The organism is Lysobacter concretionis Ko07 = DSM 16239 (genome assembly GCF_000768345.1).
In the GTDB taxonomy this organism is placed as follows: domain Bacteria; phylum Pseudomonadota; class Gammaproteobacteria; order Xanthomonadales; family Xanthomonadaceae; genus Novilysobacter; species Novilysobacter concretionis.
Genome location: NZ_AVPS01000009.1, coordinates 1 through 19318, shown reverse-complemented (window position 1 = coordinate 19318; position 19318 = coordinate 1). Strand labels below are relative to the sequence as shown.

General features: G+C 66.7%; 16 protein-coding genes. 10 read left to right on the top strand and 6 right to left on the bottom strand.

What is annotated here, in order from left to right; all coding sequences use genetic code 11:
• The first annotated feature begins 85 nt into the window (after positions 1-85).
• The 3 genes from yajC (at position 86) to secF (ending at position 3335) form a co-directional block, all read left to right on the top strand.
• The gene (gene yajC, locus N792_RS11240) at positions 86-424 is read left to right on the top strand and encodes a preprotein translocase subunit YajC (protein WP_036195248.1); all 339 of its coding nucleotides are present in this window, start codon (positions 86-88) and stop codon (positions 422-424) included.
• Positions 425-488: 64 nt separating this feature from the next.
• Positions 489-2354: a protein translocase subunit SecD gene (secD, locus tag N792_RS11235; RefSeq protein WP_036195246.1), complete on the top strand. Its 1866-nt coding sequence runs from the start codon at positions 489-491 to the stop codon at positions 2352-2354.
• 15 nt (positions 2355-2369) lie between these two features.
• Positions 2370-3335 (top strand): protein translocase subunit SecF, encoded by a 966-nt coding sequence (gene secF, locus N792_RS11230; RefSeq protein ID WP_036195245.1) that lies wholly within the window; start codon positions 2370-2372, stop codon positions 3333-3335.
• 432 nt (positions 3336-3767) lie between these two features.
• On the opposite strand, the gene N792_RS11225 is transcribed toward secF, so the two are convergent.
• Positions 3768-4598, bottom strand: coding sequence for an inositol monophosphatase family protein (locus N792_RS11225; RefSeq protein WP_036195243.1), 831 nt, complete (start codon positions 4596-4598; stop codon positions 3768-3770).
• A gap of 109 nt (positions 4599-4707) precedes the next feature.
• Between N792_RS11225 and N792_RS11220 the strand changes: the two genes are divergently transcribed.
• The 3 genes from N792_RS11220 to N792_RS11210 all read left to right on the top strand — a co-directional run bounded on the left by N792_RS11220 (position 4708) and on the right by N792_RS11210 (position 8727).
• Entirely contained in the window at positions 4708-5502 is a 795-nt protein-coding gene (locus N792_RS11220) for an RNA methyltransferase (RefSeq protein WP_036195242.1), read from the top strand.
• 109 nt (positions 5503-5611) lie between these two features.
• Positions 5612-6553 carry a phosphate/phosphite/phosphonate ABC transporter substrate-binding protein gene (locus tag N792_RS11215; protein WP_036195240.1) on the top strand — a complete coding sequence of 314 codons (942 nt, stop codon included), beginning with the start codon at positions 5612-5614 and terminating at the stop codon, positions 6551-6553.
• Positions 6554-6564: 11 nt separating this feature from the next.
• On the top strand, positions 6565-8727 hold the full coding sequence (locus tag N792_RS11210; protein ID WP_036195511.1) for a putative bifunctional diguanylate cyclase/phosphodiesterase: 2163 nt from the start codon (positions 6565-6567) through the stop codon (positions 8725-8727).
• A gap of 30 nt (positions 8728-8757) precedes the next feature.
• On the opposite strand, the gene N792_RS11205 is transcribed toward N792_RS11210, so the two are convergent.
• Positions 8758-9426, bottom strand: a complete 669-nt coding sequence (locus N792_RS11205; protein WP_036195239.1) for an exopolysaccharide biosynthesis protein — start codon at positions 9424-9426, stop codon at positions 8758-8760.
• The gene (locus tag N792_RS11200; protein WP_036195238.1) at positions 9410-10750 is read right to left on the bottom strand and encodes a hemolysin family protein; all 1341 of its coding nucleotides are present in this window, start codon (positions 10748-10750) and stop codon (positions 9410-9412) included. The genes N792_RS11205 and N792_RS11200 overlap by 17 nt, the downstream gene beginning before the upstream one ends.
• 304 nt (positions 10751-11054) lie before the next feature.
• Between N792_RS11200 and N792_RS11195 the strand changes: the two genes are divergently transcribed.
• Both N792_RS11195 and N792_RS11190 read left to right on the top strand, forming a co-directional pair.
• Positions 11055-11681, top strand: a complete 627-nt coding sequence (locus tag N792_RS11195; protein WP_036195236.1) for a DUF47 domain-containing protein — start codon at positions 11055-11057, stop codon at positions 11679-11681.
• Positions 11682-11691: 10 nt separating this feature from the next.
• Positions 11692-12819, top strand: a complete 1128-nt coding sequence (locus N792_RS11190; RefSeq protein ID WP_036195235.1) for an inorganic phosphate transporter — start codon at positions 11692-11694, stop codon at positions 12817-12819.
• A gap of 24 nt (positions 12820-12843) precedes the next feature.
• Here N792_RS11190 and N792_RS11185 read toward each other — a convergent pair whose 3' ends face one another.
• Positions 12844-13254, bottom strand: a complete 411-nt coding sequence (locus tag N792_RS11185; protein WP_036195233.1) for a type III secretion system chaperone family protein — start codon at positions 13252-13254, stop codon at positions 12844-12846.
• Positions 13255-13290: 36 nt separating this feature from the next.
• Between N792_RS11185 and N792_RS11180 the strand changes: the two genes are divergently transcribed.
• Together N792_RS11180 and N792_RS11175 are read left to right on the top strand one after the other, a co-directional pair.
• Positions 13291-13620 carry an MGMT family protein gene (locus tag N792_RS11180; protein WP_052104020.1) on the top strand — a complete coding sequence of 110 codons (330 nt, stop codon included), beginning with the start codon at positions 13291-13293 and terminating at the stop codon, positions 13618-13620.
• Positions 13621-13865: 245 nt separating this feature from the next.
• The gene (locus N792_RS11175; protein ID WP_036195231.1) at positions 13866-14522 is read left to right on the top strand and encodes a rhomboid family intramembrane serine protease; all 657 of its coding nucleotides are present in this window, start codon (positions 13866-13868) and stop codon (positions 14520-14522) included.
• Positions 14523-14737: 215 nt separating this feature from the next.
• Here N792_RS11175 and N792_RS11170 read toward each other — a convergent pair whose 3' ends face one another.
• A complete protein-coding gene (locus N792_RS11170) occupies positions 14738-16774 on the bottom strand; it encodes a M13 family metallopeptidase (protein WP_425478886.1) in 2037 nt (678 codons plus the stop codon).
• A gap of 215 nt (positions 16775-16989) precedes the next feature.
• Positions 16990-19095, bottom strand: coding sequence for a M13 family metallopeptidase (locus N792_RS11165; protein WP_036195229.1), 2106 nt, complete (start codon positions 19093-19095; stop codon positions 16990-16992).
• Between the last annotated feature and the right edge of the window lie 223 nt (positions 19096-19318).

The window sequence follows — 19318 nt, the reverse complement described above, 5'->3', positions numbered from 1 at the left end:
CCATCCATCCTGCGACGCCGCAAGTGGTCCGCAGCCCGCCGTGACATAATCCCCGGCTATTTTCAGCCCAATACGGAATTTCGACATGAACCTGCTTGATCTCCTGATCGCCCCCGCCTACGCGCAAGCTGCTGCCCCGGCCCCGGGCGGCTTCGGAATGTCGCTGCTGTTCCCGATCCTGCTGATCGGCGTGATGTATTTCCTGATGATCCGCCCGCAGATGAAGCGCGCTAAGGAACACAAGGCGATGCTGGGCCAACTGGCCAAGGGCGACGAGGTGCTCACCAACGGCGGCATCGCCGGGGTCGTGATCGACCTGGGCGAGAACTTCATCACCGTGGAGATCGCCGACAACGTGCGCATCCGCGTGCAGCGCGGCTCGATCGCCAACGTCCTGCCCAAGGGCACCCTGAAGTCGGCCTGAGCGGCCTTCTCCACCTCTTCTATTTGATGCACGGCGGCCGGGTTGGCCGCCACAGGGGCAATCGATGCTGACTTACGCGCGCTGGAAATACGTCGTCCTGATACTGGCCATCCTGTTCAGTACGCTGTACGCGTTGCCGAACCTTTACCAGAAGGATCCCTCGGTGCAGGTCACCGCCAGCCGCGGCGCACCCATCGACCAGGCACTGGCCGACCGGGTCGCGGACACCCTCAAACAGGCCAACATCCCGACCAAGCAGGTCGAGATCGCCGGCGACAACCTGCTGGTGCGGCTGACGGGCACGGACTTCCAGTCCAAGGCCGCCGATGCGCTGGCGCCGGTGCTGGGCAACGACTACGTGACCGCCCTCAACCTCGCTTCGACCGTGCCTGCCTGGCTGGACAAGCTCGGTGCACACGGCATGCTGCTCGGCCTCGACCTGCAGGGTGGCGTGCACTTCCTGATGCAGGTCGACCAGAAAGCCGCGCTCGACAAACACCTGGACGCCATCGTCGAGGATGCACGCGTGGTGTTGCGCGACGGCCGCGTGCGTTACGAATCGGTCACCCGCCGTCCCGACAATTCCATTGTGGTGCGCCTGGTCGATGCGGCCGATGCCGCCAATGCGCGCAAGTTGATCGCTGCCAGTCAACCGGCGCTGCGCATGGACGTCGATGGCCAGGCGCTGACCATGCACGTGCCCGACGTCGAGCTGCAGCGCATGATGACCGACGCGCTGAACCAGAACCTCGGCACCCTGCGCAACCGCATCAACGCCCTGGGCGTGGCGGAACCGCTGATCCAGCGGCAGGGCACCGACCGCATCGTGGTCGAGTTGCCCGGCGTGCAGGACACCGCCCAGGCCAAGCGCATCATCGGCGCCACCGCCACCCTGGAATACCGTGCCGTGGTCGAAGGCAACGCGTACGACGCGGTGGCCTCGGGCAGCGTCCCGCCGCAAGCCAAGATCTATTACCGCAAGGAGCTGGGGCCGGACGGCAAGCCGGTGCCGATCCTGCTCAACAAGCGCGTCATTGCCTCCGGCGACCAGCTGATCGGCGCGACCTCCGGCCTGGACCCGCAGTCGGGCACCCCGTCGGTCTCGGTGCGCCTTGACAGCGCCGGTGGCCAGCGCATGTTCGACTTCACCAGCGGCAACGTCGGCAAGCCGATGGCGGTGGTCTACATCGAGCGCGTGCCGCAGGTCCGTGTGGTCGATGGCAAGGAGATCCGCAGCACCCGGGTCAGCGAGGAAGTGATCTCGGTGGCCAACATCAACGGGGTGTTCGGCAAGGAGTTCCAGACCACCGGCCTGGACAGCAGCAAGGAAGCGGCGGATCTGGCGCTGCTGCTGCGCTCGGGTTCGCTGGCCGCACCGATGGACTTCGTCGAGGAACGCATCGTCGGGCCGAGCCTGGGCCGGGAGAACATCGAGCGCGGCCTGACGGCAGTGACGTACTCGTTCACCTTCGCGCTGCTGTTCTTCCTCGTGTACTACCGCATGTTCGGCCTGATCACCTGCCTGGCGTTGCTGCTCAACATCCTGATGCTGGTCGCGGTGATGTCGCTCTTCGGCGCGACGCTGACCCTGCCGGGTCTGGCCGGTATCGCGCTGACGGTCGGCCTGTCGGTGGACGCGAACGTGCTGATCAACGAACGAATACGCGAAGAATTGCGAGCGGGCATTCCGCCCAAGTCGGCAATCGTGACCGGCTACGAGAAGGCCACCGGTACCATCACCGACGCCAACCTGACCGCGATCCTGGCCGGCGTGGCGCTGTTCGCCTTCGGCACCGGCCCGGTGAAGGGCTTCGCGGTGGCGCTGATCGTCGGTATCGCGACCTCGATGTACACCGCGGTGTCGGGCTCACGGGCGATTGCGACGCTGATCTACGGCAAGCGCAAGAACCTCAAGTCCCTTGCGATCTGAGAACGGGAAACGACCATGAAACAGCTCAATATTTTCCCGCACGACGTCAACTTCAATTTCCTGCGCCTGCGCGGCGTGGCTTTCACCATGTCGGTGCTGCTGATCCTGACGTCGATTGGCGCGGTGGCATTCAACGGCTTCAACTTTGCCCTGGACTTCACCGGCGGCACGGTCACCGAGCTGCGCTTCGACAAGCCGGTGGACATCGACGATGCCCGCGCGCGGCTCGCCGAGGCCGGTTATGGCGGCGCCGAAGTGCTCTCGTTCGGTTCCGGCAACGATCTGCTGGTGCGGTTGCAGTCGGAAGAGGAGGGCGGCGACGCGGCAGCGGATGCCAACTCGCGTACCGCGCAGGCGATCACGGCAGCGGTATCGACGCCCGACAACCCGGGCCAGGTGATGCGCAGCGACTTCGTCGGGCCGCAGGTCGGCAAGGAGCTCGCGCTCAACGGCATCTGGGCGGTGATCTTCGTGGTGGTCGGCTTCCTGCTGTACATCTCGATGCGGTTCGAGAAGAAGTTCGCGATCGCCGCGGTGATCGCCTCCCTGCAGGACGTGACCATCGTCACCGGCTGGTTCGCGTTGAGCGGGCACGAGTTCGACCTGACCGTTCTGGCCGGCATCCTGTCGGTGCTGGGCTTTTCGATCAACGACACCATCGTGGTGTTCGACCGTATCCGCGACAATTTCCGCACGATGCGCGCCGATCCGGAAACGATCATCAACACCTCGATCAACCAGACCCTGTCGCGCACGGTCATCACCTCGGTGGTGGCGTTCCTGACCGTGCTGGCGCTGTATCTGTACGGCGGCGGCTCGCTGCGCGGCATGGCCGAGTCGCAGATGATCGGTGTGGTGATCGGTACCCTGTCGTCGATCTTCGTGGCGGCCCCCTTGTTGACCCTGGGCTTCCTCAAGGTCACCAAGCAGGACCTGATGCCGAAGGCCAGAAACGAAGAGGCGTTGGCCCGTCGGCCGTAAACCGCCGGCCATCGCCGCAAACAGAAAGGCCGCGCAGCAATTGCGCGGCCTTTTTTTGGATATTCTTCCATCCGAGTGGAAAGCGCGGCATCTGCGGGGTGGCCGGAGTGGCCGGGAGCGAGTGTCCTTCGGTGCGAATGTCCCCCGGCACCGATGAAGCCGGTGCCTCCTCCTTTATTTCGCACCCAAGGACATCCACCCCCGTCGGCCGGTGGCTCCAGAAGCGCAATCCCTGCTGCCCTTTCCGCGTATCTATGCGATCCGGCAGCACCGACGGGACCTGCAGGCCTTCGGGGCGAAATAAAGGAGGAGGCCTCCGCCGCAGGCGGGGGCCGGGGGACATTCGCCCGGAAGGTCTGCAGGTCGCGCCCCTCGTATCGAACATAGCCTCCTGGGCAGGGGCCGCGTTGCGCCGCGACCCTGCCGGTGCGATCAGTCGAATGCGCTGGCGTAACCGGTGTTGACGATCCGCTGCTGCAGCAGACCGGCGACCTTGATGTTGCCGGCCAGCAGCGGCCGCGGGTTCACTCCGCGCGCGTCCATCGGGCCGGTGGTGCGGTCGCGGAAGTCGCTGATCTTGCCACCGGCCTCGCGCACCATCAGCGCGCCGGCGGCGATGTCCCACGGCTTCACGCCGGCCTCGAAATAGGCGTCCACGCGACCGCAGGCCACGTAGGCCAGGTCGAGCGCGGCGGAACCGCTGCGGCGGATGTCCTCGATCTCGGTCAGCAGGGTGTCGATGCATTTGAGCTGGGCGCTGGCGCGGCTGCGCTCGCGCGGTGCGAAGCCGGTCAGCACCATCGCGCCGGCCAGGTCCTTGCGGTCGGCCACGCGCACGCGCTTGTCGTTGAGGGTGGTGCCGCTGCCGCGGCTGGCGGTGAACAGCTCGTTGCGCAGCGGGTCGAAGATCACCCCGTGGACCGGCTCGCCGGCCTCGACCAGGGCGATGGAGACGCAGAAATGCGGGATCCCGCGCAGATAGTTGCTGGTGCCGTCGAGCGGGTCGATCACCCAGGTGAAGCGGGCGGTGCCGCCCCTGGGCTGGATGAGCCCGCCTTCCTCGCCAAGGATCGCGTAGTCCGGCGTGGCGCGGCGGAATTCCTTGATGATCTCCTTCTCGGCCAGTTCATCGACTTCGCTGGCGAAGTCCATGCGGTCCTTTTCCACCACGTTCAGCGCGTCCAGCTTGTACATGTGGCGCAACAGCACGTTGCCGGCGGCGCGGGCGGCCTTGACCATGAGGGTGATGGCGGGTTTCTGCATGGCAAATAGCCTCGGACGGAGAGGTGGGGGACGCAACTGGCGAGGGAAAAGAGCGGGCGGCGATGACACGATTGGTTCGTGGCCGGCCGCGGAGTTTACCATTGCCGCCATGACTGCCACGCCGCTCCCCGCCTGGAATCCGCTTCCCGTTGCCCACCGCATCCGCATCGTGCTGGTTGGCACCCAGCATCCGGGCAACATCGGCTCGGCCGCGCGTGCGCTGAAGACCATGGGACTGGCGCGGCTGGTGCTGGTCGCGCCGCAGAAATCGCCCGATGTGGATTCGTTCGCCTTGGCCGCCGGGGCCAATGACGTACTCGATGATGCCGTGGTCTTCGGCACGTTGGCCGAAGCGGTCGGCGACTGCCGGCTGGTGCTGGGCTGCACCGCCCGAAGCCGCCGGATCACCCTCGAGGAGCTGTTGCCGCGCACGGGGGCCGAGCGCGCGGTGGCGATGGCGGCCGGTGGCGATGAAGTGGCGCTGGTGTTTGGTCGCGAGCGTACCGGGCTGGAGAACGACGAGCTGCAGTTGTGCCACGCGGCGATCCACATCCCGGCCAATCCGGATTACAGCTCGCTGAACCTGGCAGCAGCGGTGCAGGTGCTGGCGTATGAACTGCGACTGGCGTTGCTGGCGGCGGCCGGGCCGGTCACGCCCGCCGAGCCACGCGATCCACCGGCCTCGCACTTCCAGCTGGAAGGCCTGTTCGCGCAACTGGGTGAAACCCTCGATGCGATCGACTTCCACAAGGGGCGCGCGCCCGAGTCGGCGATGCGCAAGCTGCGCCGGCTGTTCCTGCGGGCCGACCTGGACGAGCGCGAAGTGCGCCTGCTGCGGGGCATCCTGTCGGACGCCAGCCGCATGGCAGCGCTGGCCGGACAACGCCTGGACGGGCCACATTGATCCGGACCTTTACGATGCTTTCGCGTTCGTCGGATTCGCCGGTCGAAGGCGCCCACATGCCACACTACCCCGCCGGCTGCCGGCCACGCCTTTGTCGGGTCCCGTCTTGATGGAACTCCTTCGCCGTACCTTCCGCGCTCTACGAGCAAGCCTGCCGGTAATGCTGCTGGTCGCGCTGTGCGGCCCGCCGTCCACGGTACTGGCAACGGAGAGCGACGTGCTGGTGCTGGGACGCATCAGTGACGATCCCAACGCCCACTACGACCAGCTCAAGCCCTTGCTGGACTACGTGGTTCCGCGCATGGCCGGGGTGGGCATCCGCGAGGGCAGGGTCCTGATGGCCCGCGATCCCCAGCAGATGGCCAGCTACATCCGCCGCGGACGGGTCGACTGGGTCACGGAAACCGCGGGTTCGGGGATGCTGCTCAGCGAGCGCGCCGGCGCGGTGCCGCTGCTGCTGACCGAGCGCAATGGCAAGAGCCATTACCACACCGTGTTCTTCGCCCGTCGCGACAGCGGCATCGCCGGGATGGACGACCTGCGCGGGCACTGCATCGCGTTCCAGCGGCCCTCGTCCACCAGCGCCTACTTCGTCCCCGCGGGCGAGTTGCTGGAACGGGATCTCAAGCTGGAAATCCTGCTGTCGCCGGAGGATCCGGTCGCTTCGGACGCATTGGGCTACCTGTTCGCCCGTTCCGAGTTGAACATCGCCACCTGGGTGCACAAGGGAGTCGCCGACGTCGGCGTGATGAGCAACCTGGACTGGGGCAATCCCGCACGGATGCCCGACGCGTTCAAGCGCGACCTGGTGGTCATCGGCCGTACCGGTGAATACCCGCGCGCACTGGAGCTGGTCCGTGCCGACCTGCCGGCAAAGGTGCAGGAGAGGTTGCGCGAGGTGCTGACGGCTGCGGCCACCGATCCGGCTGCGAGCAAGGCGCTGCACCAGTTCTTCGGCACGACCCGTTTCCTGCCGATGGATGCCGATTCCCGCCGGGCGCTGGAGCGTATCCAGACCGGGGTCCGCCGTGTCCGCTCGGAAGTCGAATGACGCTCGCACCGATGAAATACACGCATGGGCTGCAGGCCAGGGTCCTGCTGATGATGCTGGCGGCACTGGCAATCCTGCTGGTCCTGTTCGGACTGTTGTTGCATCGACAGAGCCGGATGCAGGACGAGGTCGTGGGTGCCAGCCATGCCGCGATGCAGGCCACGGCCAGCGAGAGCCTGCGGCGGCGCGGCGAAGGCACGGTGATCCCGCTGGCCGAGTCGCTGGCCAATCCGCTCTACTACCACGACCTTGACGAGATAGGCGTGCTGGCACGTGGCGCGCTGGCCCAGCCGGGTGTTTCGTATGTGCGGGTGTTCGACCGCCACGGCAACGTGCTGCACGACGGCAGCGAGGAGATTCCGGGTTATGGCCGGGAAATGACCGACGCGCTGGCGCAGGGAGCGATCCGTGCCGGCGGGCTGCACACGCAGTTCAACGATTCCACCATGGATGTGTCCGCGCCGATCCTGATCGGCCGGGAGCGGCTCGGCGGCATCCGCATCGGCTATGACCTGGCATCCCTGCGGGCGGTCCAGGACCGTGCCGCCGCCGAGTTGCGCGGTCACCTGGTCGAACTGGGCCGACGCCAGCTGTTCTGGATATCCGTGCTGGGTTGCGGCTTCCTGGTCATGGGTGGCGCGGCTCTATGGGCGATCCAGCGCTGGCTGGTCCGGCCGATCGAGGAACTGGCAGATTCGGCACGCGCGATCGAGGCCGGCCAGTTCGATATCCGTTCACCTGTCAGTGACCGCAACGACGAGTTGGGCGACCTGATGCGCGCGTTCCGGCGGATGAGTGAAAGCGTCGCCCGGCACGACCACGACATCCGCACGATGGCCTACACCGATGCGCTCACCGGCCAGGCCAACCGGCTGGCGTTCCGCGAGGCGCTGGACCAGCGTCTGCTGCGCCTGCGTGGCACCGACCGGCAACTGGCGCTGCTGTTTGCCGATATCGACGACTTCAAGCGCGTCAATGACACCCTGGGACATGACGTCGGCGACGAGGTCCTGCTCGCGGTGTCCGGGCGGATCCGCGACGTCGTGGAGCGAATTGGGGGCAAGGGCGCACTGCTGGCCCGCTTTGGCGGCGACGAGTTCGTGATCCTGATCGAGTCCGTGGACGACGATGACGACGATGTCGACGTGCGCACGCGGGCCGCCGACCTGGCCGAGGTACTGGTGGAGGAGCTTTCCGCGCCGCTGCCATTGCAGGAGCGCGATGTTTTCCTGGGCATCTCGATCGGCATCAGCATGTTCCCGGAGGATGCCGTTACCGCGGCGACCCTGATGAAGAACGGCGATATCGCGATGTACCAGGCCAAGGTCGCCGGCAAGAACTGTGCGCGTTACTACAACCGGGTCATGAACCAGGCGGTCGAGCGGCACGTGTACCTGGAAGGCGAACTGCGCGGCGCTTGGGATCGCGGTGAGTTGAGCCTGGCGTACCAGCCGATCTACCGGGTCGCCGACAACGTGCTGCTGGGTGCCGAGGCGCTGCTGCGCTGGACCCATCCCGATCTTGGCCTGGTGGCACCGGCCATCTTCATCGACGTCGCCGAGCAGAGCGGGCTTATCGAAGTCATCGGTCCACTGGTACTGACCGCCGCCTGCCGCGATGCAGCGCTGTGGCGGCAATCATCGCCCGAGGCCGAACCGCTGTTCGTCTCGGTCAACGTCTCGCCACGGCAACTGCGCAGCGGCGACTTGCCGCGCAACGTGGCCGAAAGCCTGAGCCACAGCGGACTGGCGCCCCATCGGCTGCATGTCGAGCTGACCGAAACGGCGATGATCGGCGACGAGGCCCACGCCAGCCGGATGCTGCAGCAGCTTCGTGCCAGCGGTGTGCGGGTCTGGCTGGACGATTTCGGTACCGGCTTCTCCGGCCTGAGCCATCTGCGGCGGGTGCCGGTGGACGGGGTCAAGATCGACCACAGCTTCGTCGCCGACATCCTTCACGATGCCGACGACCTGGCCCTGACCACCGCGATCATCGCGATGGCGCATTCGCTGGGGATCACCGTCGTCGCGGAGGGCGTCGAGAACGAGGCCCAGTACACGCTGCTGCGCGACCGGGGCTGCGACCTGGCGCAGGGATTCTGGCTGGGCCACCCGATGGCGATGGACGACTTCCTGGACTTGTTGAAGTCCCCCGTGCCGGTGTCGTTGGCCTAGCAGGGGAAGAGCCGGCGCAGGGACGCCGACTCAGGAGAGCTGGCCCCCCGGCAGGCGCTCCATCCAGAGTGCCAGCAGCGTGGCCAGTCGCCCGGACAGCAGGCCGAACACCGTGATCGCCGCCATGCCGCTGATCCAGGCCACGACCATCAGGCGGCCGTCGCGTTCCAGCAATGCCAGGGCGAACAGCAACAGCAGGGCACCGAACAGGTAGTTGGTGAAGGGGATCGGCAACGACAGCAGCACGCCCAGCGCGATCAGCAGCAGGCCGGAGACGAGGTTGGCCAGGCGCCGGTCGAGCAGGGCCGGCGAGCGCGGGCGCACCAGCCGTTCCAGTCGCGACAGCCACGGTGAAATCCGGTCGCGGAAACGGCCCATCGTCTGCCGGCGCGGTCCACGACGGGCGGCGAAACCCGGCAGCCAGGGCGTGCTCAGGCCGGCCACGAGTTGTGCGCCGATCAGCATCACCAGCGGGCCGCTGACCATGCCGCCGATGCCGGGAACCGGCAGGAACGCGGGCAGGATCGCAACGAACAGCAGCATCCCGAATGAGCGCTTGCCCAGCCCGCCGAACAGCTCGCCCAGCTTCAATACCTCATCGGGGTTGCCGGACGCGAAGGCATCCAGCAAGGCGCGCGTTCCCGCCTCCTGGCCCGCTTCCGCGGGGCTTTCCCCCTTGGGTCTACCCGCTCGTCTCATCGTTGTCCGGGTCCTGCATCGGCTCGCGGTACAGCAGCAGCTTGTCGATGCGTGGACCGTCCAGATCCACCACCTCGATCCGCCAGCCGGGCCAGGCGAAATGCTCGCCGACATGGGGGATGCGGCCGAAATGGGCGATCACCATGCCGGCCGCGGTATGGAAGTCGTAATCGTCCTCGCCGGGCACGTCGCCGGCCACCAGTTCGTGCAGGTCCTCGACATGCAGGCTGCCGTCGATCAGGTAGGAGCCGTCCGCGCGCTCGACCACCGGCCCGGCGCTTTCCTCGGAGTGCTCCGCCGTGCCGGTGCCCATGCCGGCCTGGACCCGGCCGATCACCGCGCCCATGACGTCGTTGACCGTCACCAGCCCCGTCACGTCGCCGTATTCATCGACCACCAGCGCCAGCGATTGCTGTTCCTCGCGGAAGATCTCCAGCAGTTTCATCGCGTGGGTCGACTCGGACACGAAAAGCGCCTCGCGCATGCTGCCGAACAGGTCGATCTCCACCCCCGGCGCGAGCGCGCGCAGCAGTGACTTGGCCTCGACCACGCCGATCACGTCCTGGTCGGTGCCGCGCAGCACGGGGAAGCGCGACACCGGCGAGGTGCGCATTGTCTCCAGGTTTTCCTCCAGCGAAGCGCCCGCATCCAGCCAGGTGATCCGGGTGCGCGGTGTCATCAGGCTGTCGGCGGTGCGGTCGCCCAGGCCGAGCACGCGGTGCATCATCTTGCGTTCGTCGGCGTCGATCACACCCTGCTCGTGGCTCTCGCTCACCAGCATGCGGATTTCCTCTTCGGTGATGCTCGAGGCCTGGGTCTGGTCCAGCCGCAGCAGCTTGAGCATGCCGCGGGTGCTGACCATCAGCAGCCACACCGCCGGGGTCGCGATGCGCGATATCCCGTGCATGGGCGTGGCGACGATGCTGGCCAGTTTTTCCGGGGCCAGCAGTGCCAGGCGCTTGGGCAGCAGTTCGCCCAGCACGATGCTGAGGTAGGTGATCAGGCCGACGGCGAGCACCACGCCGACCGGACGCGCGTAATCGCCCAGCAGCGGGATCTTCTCGCCCAGCCAGGTGCCGATCGCATTGCCGATCGCCTCGCCGCCGAACATGCCGGTCAGGATCGCGATCAGGGTGATGCCGACCTGCACGGTGGACAGGAAGCGGTCGGGGTGTTCGGCCAGATCCAGCGCCTTGCGGGAGTGGCGGCTGGAGCTTCCCATCTGGCGCAGCTTGGGTTTGCGCGCCGTCACCACCGACATCTCCGACAGCGCGAAGAAGGCGTTGAGCGCGATGAGTACCAGGACGATCAGGAATTCCAGCATGCCGCGCGCTCCAGGTCAGTCGGGGAAGGCGCGGGCGCAACGCATCGACAGCGCGGGGCAACGGGCGTAGATGGAGGTTTTGGATCGTCGTCCATGGAGCGCGGTGGGCCTGATCAACACGCCCGGATGGCGCTGGCGGATTTTAGCAGGTGGGGCTGCGGGGCCCTGAAACCTTCCGCTGCTGGGCGTGAAGGCGGCGAAACCGTCATAATCCGCCCCTTCGCTGCCTACTGTCGGGCAGCGGCGTTATTTTTCCAGCCACTCCCGCGACGCATGCCGCCGGCACGAAAGAGGTCATCCACCGATGTTTTCCCTGCAAACGATGTTCGGCCAAGGCAATCAGTTCTACGACCTGCTGGAAGAATCCGCGGTGGCGGCCCACGACAGCGCCAAAGCCCTGCACGAGATGCTGAAGGTGACCGAGCGCGAGCCGGCGCTGGATGCCTTCAAGCTGGCGCGCCTGCGGCAACGCGACGTGTCCGAGAAGATCAGCCAGGAGCTGGTCGACAGTTTCATCACCCCGATCGAGCGCGAGGACATCGAGGCGCTGACGTCGGCGCTGTACAAGATTCCCAAGCAGATCGAGAAGTTTGCCGATCGCTACTCGCTGGCGCTGCAGCACCTGGGGCACATCGATTTTGCGCCGCGCGCGGCGATGCTCGAGCAGGCGGCGGCGGTCGTGGTCGAGATGATCAAACTGCTCCGGAAGATGAAGCTGGAGCCGATGAAGGCACTCAACGACGAGTTGCGCTCGATCGAGAACGAGGCCGACCGGTTGATGCTGGAGCTGTACCGCGACATCTACTCGGGCAAGCTCGGCCCGCTGCAGATGTTCCTGCTCAAGGAGTTCTTCGAGATCCTCGAAAAAGCCATCGACCGTTGCCGGGAAGCCGGCGTGGTGGCCTACGACATCGTCCTGAAGAACTCCTGAGGCCCGCGCAATGCTGACCCTGGTCCTGACGGTGGTGATCGTTGCGCTCGTGTTCGAGTACATCAACGGTTTCCACGATACCGCCAACTCGATTGCCACCGTGGTCGCAACCAAGGTGCTGTCACCCGCCCAGGCGGTCGCGATGGCGGCGACCATGAACCTGATCGGTGCGCTGGTGGGCACCGCCGTGGCGAAGACCATCGCGTCGGGGCTGATCGATATCGGCGTGGTCGAGGTCGGCGCTCAACTGATCCTGTGCGCCTTGCTGGGCGGCATCGTGTGGAACCTGATCACCTGGTGGATGGGTCTGCCGTCCTCCTCGTCGCATGCGTTGATCGGTGGACTGATCGGCGCGGCGCTGGCGGCCGCCTCCAATAACTGGGACGCGATCATCTGGTCGCAGCCGGCCGAGCCGTTCTACAAGAGTGCCGGCGTGGTGTGGAAGGTGATCGTGCCGATGGTCAGCTCGCCGGTGCTCGGATTCGCCGCGGGTTTCCTGATGATGGGCGTGCTGTTCGCGGTCATCTCGGGCATGGCGTCCAGCGGCGGATGGCTGGCGCGGCTTGCGCGGCCGCGTTGGGTCAACAGTTTCTTCGGCAAAGCGCAGATCGTCAGCGCGGCCGGCATGGGCTTTGCGCATGGCATGAACGACGCCCAGAAAACCATGGGCATCATCGCGCTGACCCTGGTCAGCGCCCAGTCCACCGGCGTGCTGGACAACCTGCCCGGGTGGCTGGCGTTCCTGCATCCCTCCGAGGGCGCGCTGTTGGAAGGCGACATCGACATGTGGATCAAGGTCTGCTGTGCGCTGGTGATGGCGGCAGGTACTGCCGCCGGTGGCTGGCGGATCATCAAGACGCTCGGCCACAAGCTGGTGAAGCTGCATCCGATCCACGGTTTTGCGGCGGAAACCAGCGCCGCCTCGGTGATCCTGGCTGCGTCGTCGCTGGGTATTCCGGTGTCCACCACCCACAACATTTCCGCCGCGATCATGGGCGTGGGCACGGCCAAGCGCCTGAACGCGATCAAGTGGACGATGGTGGAGCGGATGATCTGGGCCTGGATCCTCACGATCCCGGCCGCCGGCGGCATTGCGTACGGCGCGTTCCGCCTGCTGGCGATGATCGGCTGGGTATAGCGCCAGAGCGGTGCGGCAACGCCGCTAGAGCAGGTCCTTGTCGCCCGACAGTGCGCGTTCCATGCGGTCTGCGGTACCGCCGATGTCCAGTACCAGCCGATGCACCTCCGCGCCGTCCAGGCCATCGAACGGCCGGTTTTCGCACAGCTGCAGGTAGGGCGTGCCGCCCATGTCGCCGACTGCCAGATAGCCGACCCGGCTTTGCCAGTTGAATGCCAGCGCGCGGGAGGCATCCAGCCCGGCGATGGGCGCCACCGCACTGCTCACCCGCAGGTAGGGACGGCCGTCCTCGTCCTGCAGCTCCGACAGGAAGATCGCCTGATGGCGCGAGCCCTGTTCCAGCGACAACTCGATGCTTGCCACCCCCTCGTCCTGCAGGATGACGTTGAACCCGGCGCTGGTCAGGTGTTGGCGGATCAGTTTGAAGGATTGCATGCTCGGCTCCTGCGTGGGACGCCCTATGCTACCGCGATGCAGAACGACGCTTCCGCCCGCATCCTGGCCACCATCCGCGCGATCCCGCGTGGCGAGGTGGCCGGTTACGGCGAGGTGGCGCGGCGTGCGGGGCTGCCGGGACGTGCGCGCATGGTCGCTCGCCTGTTGAGCCACAACGAGGATCCGACCCTGCCGTGGCACCGGGTGCTGCGATCGGACGGACGCATTGCGTTCCCGCCCGATGCGCCGGAGTTTGCCGAGCAGAGCCAGCGCCTGCGTGCGGAGGGGGTGCGGGTGGAGGCGGGCAGGGTGCGTGGCGTTCGCGCGGCCACGCTGGATGAGCAGATCTGGGGCGTGCCGGATTGAGCGATGGCGCACTTCATCCGCGGTGGCTGAGGCTGCTCCACCCATATCGCATGTCCGATCCGGGAAACGCCGGGTGGGCAATGGGCGTGGGTGCCAGGGATCTGCGCGTTCGCGACTGACGTCGGCCCTACAGGAGTCCGGTTGAGCGAGCCGCCACAGGGGTGGCCTTGGTCGCGGTACTGGCCGATCCGCACGCGCGGGCGCATCGCCAGCCGTTACCATTGGCGGACTTTCGAGGGACTGCGATGTTTTTCAACCTACCGCCCGTCACCAGGGCGCTGCTGATCGTCAATGCGCTGGTGTTCCTGTTGCAGAACGTGCTGGGTGAAGCCGCGCTGGCGTCGTTCATGCTGTGGCCGATCGGCAGTGGCGACAGTGCCTATGCGGTCAACGAGTTCCTGCCCTGGCAGTTGCTGACCTACGGTTTCATGCATGGCAGCTTTACCCATCTGTTGTTCAACATGGTGGCGTTGCTGATGTTCGGCGCGCCGCTGGAACACACCTGGGGTGAGCGGCGCTTCCTGACTTTTTTCCTGACCTGCGTGGCCGGCGCGGCGGTGTGCCAGCTGGTCGTGGGGTCGTGGACGATGGCGCAGGGCGGCGCGGCGTATCCGACGATGGGTGCCTCGGGCGGCGTGTTCGGCCTGCTGCTGGCGTACGGCATGCTGTTCCCGCACCAGCGGGTGATGCTGCTGATTCCGCCGATCCCGATGAAGGCGCGCACGCTGGTGATCGTGTACGGGGCAATCGAGCTGTTGCTCGGATTCAGCGGTTACCAGCCCGGCGTGGCGCATTTCGCGCACCTGGGCGGGATGCTGTTCGGCTGGATGCTGATCCGTTACTGGCGCGGGCAGCCGCCGTTCGGCCGGCGCGGACCAAAGCGACCGCGGATCGTGCGCTGAGGGGGCATGCGGAGAAGCGGCGGCGTTGATGTGGGGCGACGCCGGGAGCGATGTCCTGGACGTTGCCGGGATGTGCAGGTCGCCGCGGAAGCCGCTCCTGCCGGAAGATGTGGCGCTGGTCGGGTGCCGTACGCAATCGACCGGCCATGAAAAACGGCGCGATTGCCCGCGCCGTTTTTCGTTGAGTTGCCTCGTGGGACCAATCGAACCGGCGGCTACTTCCTGCCGGCTTTCGCCTTGCCCTTGGTTGCCGCCGGCATCGGCCACAGGACGATCCGGGCATCGGCCTTGAGCTGCATCGGGGTGCCGGCCTTGCAGCCGTAAGTGTCGCCGAACGCCGCAAGGTTCATCAGCGGGCCGTTGGTGCGCCACTGGCCGGGCGCGTGCACGTTGTGGGCCGCGCGCTGGGCGGCGTTCTCGGCAGTCATGTGCTGCGGCCACAGGCTTGCCCAGCCTTCGAAAAACGCCTTGTGGGTGGCCTTGTCGGCGCCGGTGGTGTTGGCGTTGTATGCGGCCCAGGCGAGTTCCACGCCGGCCAGGTCGGCGATGTTCTCGTCGTGGGTCTTGGCGCCGTCGACCTTGGTGCCGGTCAGCATCGGATAGTCGAACGCGCCGTACTGGGCGACGACACGCTGGACCAGCGCATCCCAGGCGGCGACTTCCTGCGGATTCCACCAGTTGCGGATTTCGGTCTGCGCGTCGATGAAACGGCCGCGCGCATCGAAACCGTGGCTGATCTCGTGGCCGACCAGCGCACCGTAGCTGCCGTACCGGGTCGCGGTCTGCGCCAGCGGGTTCCACAGCGGGGCCTGCAGCGCCGCGGCGGTCACGATCAGGCGGTTCTGGGCGAGGTCGTAGGCCAGCGCGGGCTGCTGCGGGAGCACGTCCCAGCGGCGGTCGGCATTGGCCTCGCCGATCCGTCGCATCTCCTCGCGGTGGCGCCAGGTGGAGGCGATCAGCATGTTGCCGCCGAAGCTGCCCCGGCCCATCGGCTGGATGGTGTAGTCGAGATCGCGGGTCGGGGTGCCGATCTCGATCTTCATTGCGGCCAGCTTGGCGGCCGCTTCGGCCTTGGCCGACTCGCCCAGGCGCGGGTCGCGCTGCAGCGCGGCGCCCAGGGCGTCACGCACCTGGGTGGCGACCTGGCGTGCCTGCGACTTGGTATCGGCGGTCAGGTATCTGGCGGCGTATTCGTGCCCGAGCATCGGTCCCGCGGCCAGGTTGATCGCATCCAGCACCTGCTGCTCGCGCGATGGTGGTGCGGTGAGTCCGGCCAGCACGCGGCCGTGGAAATCGAATTCCGCATCGCGCCAGGACTTGGCCAGATAGGGCGCCATCGCGTCGCCGACGCGCCAGCGCAGGTAGGCGCGCCACTGTTCGGGCTTGAGTTCGCGGATGAGCTTGTCGATTTCCGCCAGCCGGGCGGGGTTGCCGATGGACACGGTGGGGGTGCTCACGCCCTGGGCCTGGAGGAACTGGTCGAGCTGCAGGTTCGGATACTGCGCGGCCAGCCCGCTGATGGCGACCGGCGCGTAGTTGACGCGTGGGTCGCGCAGTTCGGCCAGCGGGCGGGAGGCTTTGGCGATGCGCGTTTCCAGGTCGATCACCAGCTGCGACTGCTTGGCGAGATCCTTGTCCTTGACGCCGGTCAGCGCGAGGATTTTCTGCACGTAGGCGCGGTATTGCCCGAGCAGGGCAGCGGTGGGGGCGTCGGTGCGGGTGTAGTAGGCCGGGTCCGGCAGGCCCAGGCCGCCCTGGCTGAAGTAGCCGATGTGGCGCGAGAAGTCGCGCAGGTCGATGTCGGCACCGAAGTGGAACGCGACCGGAATGCCGACCTGGTGCAGCGCTGCGATGGTCGGGGCGATGTTGTCGGCGCGCTTGATCGCGATGATCCGGTCCAGCAGCGGTGCCAGAGGCTGGGCACCGTCGCGCTCGACCGCGGGCTCGCTGAGTCCGCTGGCCCAGAAGTCGCCCAGCAGCTTCTGCACGTCGCCCTGCGGTGACTGCATCGCCTGGTTCAGCAGGTCGATCTGCTGCTGGCGCGCGTGCGCGTCCAGTTGTTCCAGCGCCGAGTTCGACGTCTTGCCGGCCGGCAGCGGATTGGCGGCAAGCCAGCCGGCGTTGGCGAACGCGTTGAAGTCGGTGCAGGCGGTGGCAGCTTCCTGCGCGCTCGCGGGTGACACGGCGAGGCCGGCGATCAGGCCGAGGGCCAGGGCATAACAAAGCGGTCGAAGGGTCATCGCGGATTCCATCCAAATGATCGCGGCAGTCTATCAAGCTGCCTGTGAGGGCTACTGAACGCGGTTGGCAATAAACACTTGCCGGCCGGACTTTCCCGGCGGGATTCCGGCGACGGGACCGGTCGTGAAAAGCAGCGGCAGAAAAAAGGAGGCCCGGGACGAGCCCGGACCTCCGTGGGTGCCCTTGACGTGGGCCGGTCATCGAGCCGGGCGAGGCCCGGCGGCGATCACCAGATGACGACCTGCTGGTCGACGGCGCGCACCATCGGCTGGCCCGGCTTGCAGTCGAACGCCGCCGCAAACGCCGGCAGGTTGGACGGGGCGCCGATGGCGCGGAAGTTCGCCGGCGCATGCGGATCGGTGGCGAGGCGCACCTTCAGCTCGTCGTCGGTGAAGTTGCGGCGCCAGACGGTGGCCCAGTTGGCGAAGAAGCGCTGGTCGCGGGTCAGGCCGTCGGTCATCGGATCGGGGGTGCCCTCGGTCGCCTTCTTCATGGCGTCGTAGGCCACCGCCAGGCCGCCGAGGTCGGCGATGTTCTCGCCCAGGGTCAGCTTGCCGTTGACGTGCTGGCCAGGCATGGCCTCGTACGCGTTGAACTGCGCGATCAGCTTGTCGGTACGGCCGGTGAAGCCCTTGGCGTCGTCTTCGGTCCACCAGTTCTCGAAGTTGCCGGTCGGGCCGAAGCGGCTGCCCTGATCGTCGTAGCCGTGGATCATCTCGTGGCCGATCACCGCACCGATGCCACCGTAGTTGATGGCATCGTCGGCATCGGGGTCGAAGAACGGCGGCTGCAGGATCGCGGCCGGGAACACGATCTCGTTCGCCAGCGGGTTGTAGTACGCGTTGACCATCTGCGGCGGCATGCCCCATTCGGTCCGGTCGACCGGCTTGCCGATCTTGCCGACGTTCCACTTGTAGTTGAACTCGTTGGCGGCCAGCACGTTGCCGATGTAGCTGTCACGGCTGGTGACCAGCCCGCTCCAGTCGCGCCACTTGTCCGGGTAGCCGATCTTGGGCGTGAAGGCGGCCCATTTTTCCATCGCCTGCTTCTTGGTCTCGTCACCCATCCAGTCCAGCGCCTCGATGTGGGTCTTGAGGGCGTCGCTGAGGTTCTTGACCAGCGCTTCCATCCGCGCCTTGGACTCGGCGGGGAAGGCGACCTTGACGTACATCTGGCCCAGCGCTTCGCCGACTTCGCCATCGATCGTGTTCAGCACGCGCTTGCCGCGCTCCTTCATCTCCTTCTGGCCGCGCATGGCCTGGTTGTAGAAGTTGAAGTTCTCCTGCACGAACGCATCCGACAGGTACGGCGAGGCGCCGTCGACGGTGTGGAAGCGCAGGTAGGCCTGCCACTGGTCGGCCGGCACGTCGGCCAGCATCTTGCTGACTTCCTCGTGGAACGCCGGGATCGCCAGCGAGAACATGGTCGGCGTCGCCACGCCCTGGGACTCGAAGAACTTCGTCCACGGGAAGTTCGGGGTCAGCTTGTCGGCCTCGGCCGGGGACATCGGGTTGTAGAACAGAGAGACGTCGCGCGACATCTCTTCGCTGGACTTGGACACCTTGGCCAGGCGGGTCTCGAACGCGACCACCTGTTTGGCCTGCTCGGCCGCCTGCGCGGCGTCGACGCCGGACAGTTCCAGCACCTTGGCGACATGAGCCTGGTAGGCGGCCAGCTTTCCGGCCTTGTCGGCGTCGAAGTAATAGGACTTGTCCGGCAGGCCCAGGCCGCCCTGGGCGGCGTAGGCGATGTTCATGTCGGAGTTCTTGAAGTCCGCTTCCGCGCCGAAGCCGAACAGGAAGTTCTCACCCTGCGCGGCGGTGGTGCGCAGGTAGTCGGCAATCGCCTGCTGGCTGTCGAGCGCGGCGATCGCGTCGAGGCGGTCCTGGATCGGCGCGATGCCCTGCGCATTGATCTTCTCGGCGTCCATGCCGGTGGCCCAGAAGTTGCCGACGATGGCCTCCACGCCGGTGGCGTTCTTGTTGGCGGCGGCCTGCTCGGCCAACTGGCGCTGCACGGCGGTGGAGCGCTCGTCGAGCATCTCGAATGCGCCCCAGCTGGTGCGGTCGCCGGGGATGTTGTTGGCGGCCAGCCAGGTGCCGTTGACGTAGCTGCCGAAGTCGGTGCAGGCATCCCTGGTCTTGTCCAGGTCGCCGATCTGGAAGCGGTTGACCGGCGGCAGCTTGCTCTCGTCCAGGGTCAGTGCCGTGGCGGTGTCGGCAGCCTCGCTCGCGGCAGGCGTGGCGTCCTGCCTGGAGCAGGCGGCCAGCGCGGTGGTGACCGCGAGGGCCAGCAGAAGGGCTTGCGGTTTGAAAGTGCGTGCTTGATTCATGCTCACGAATGGCTCCGGCCGGTGGCATTGGGAAGGGGAGCCCCGGAGGTGCGCCTTTCGACGCCGGGACCGGCTGACATTAGACCCCATGCCCGGGCGCCGGGTGTGTCGGAGGTAATGGTGGTGCGGAGATACTGGTTTTTCCGGAGACATATTTTCTGGAGCCGGGCCCACAAAAAAAGGTTCTTCGCACGACTCCGGGGAAGTCGGGAAGACGGGCCGG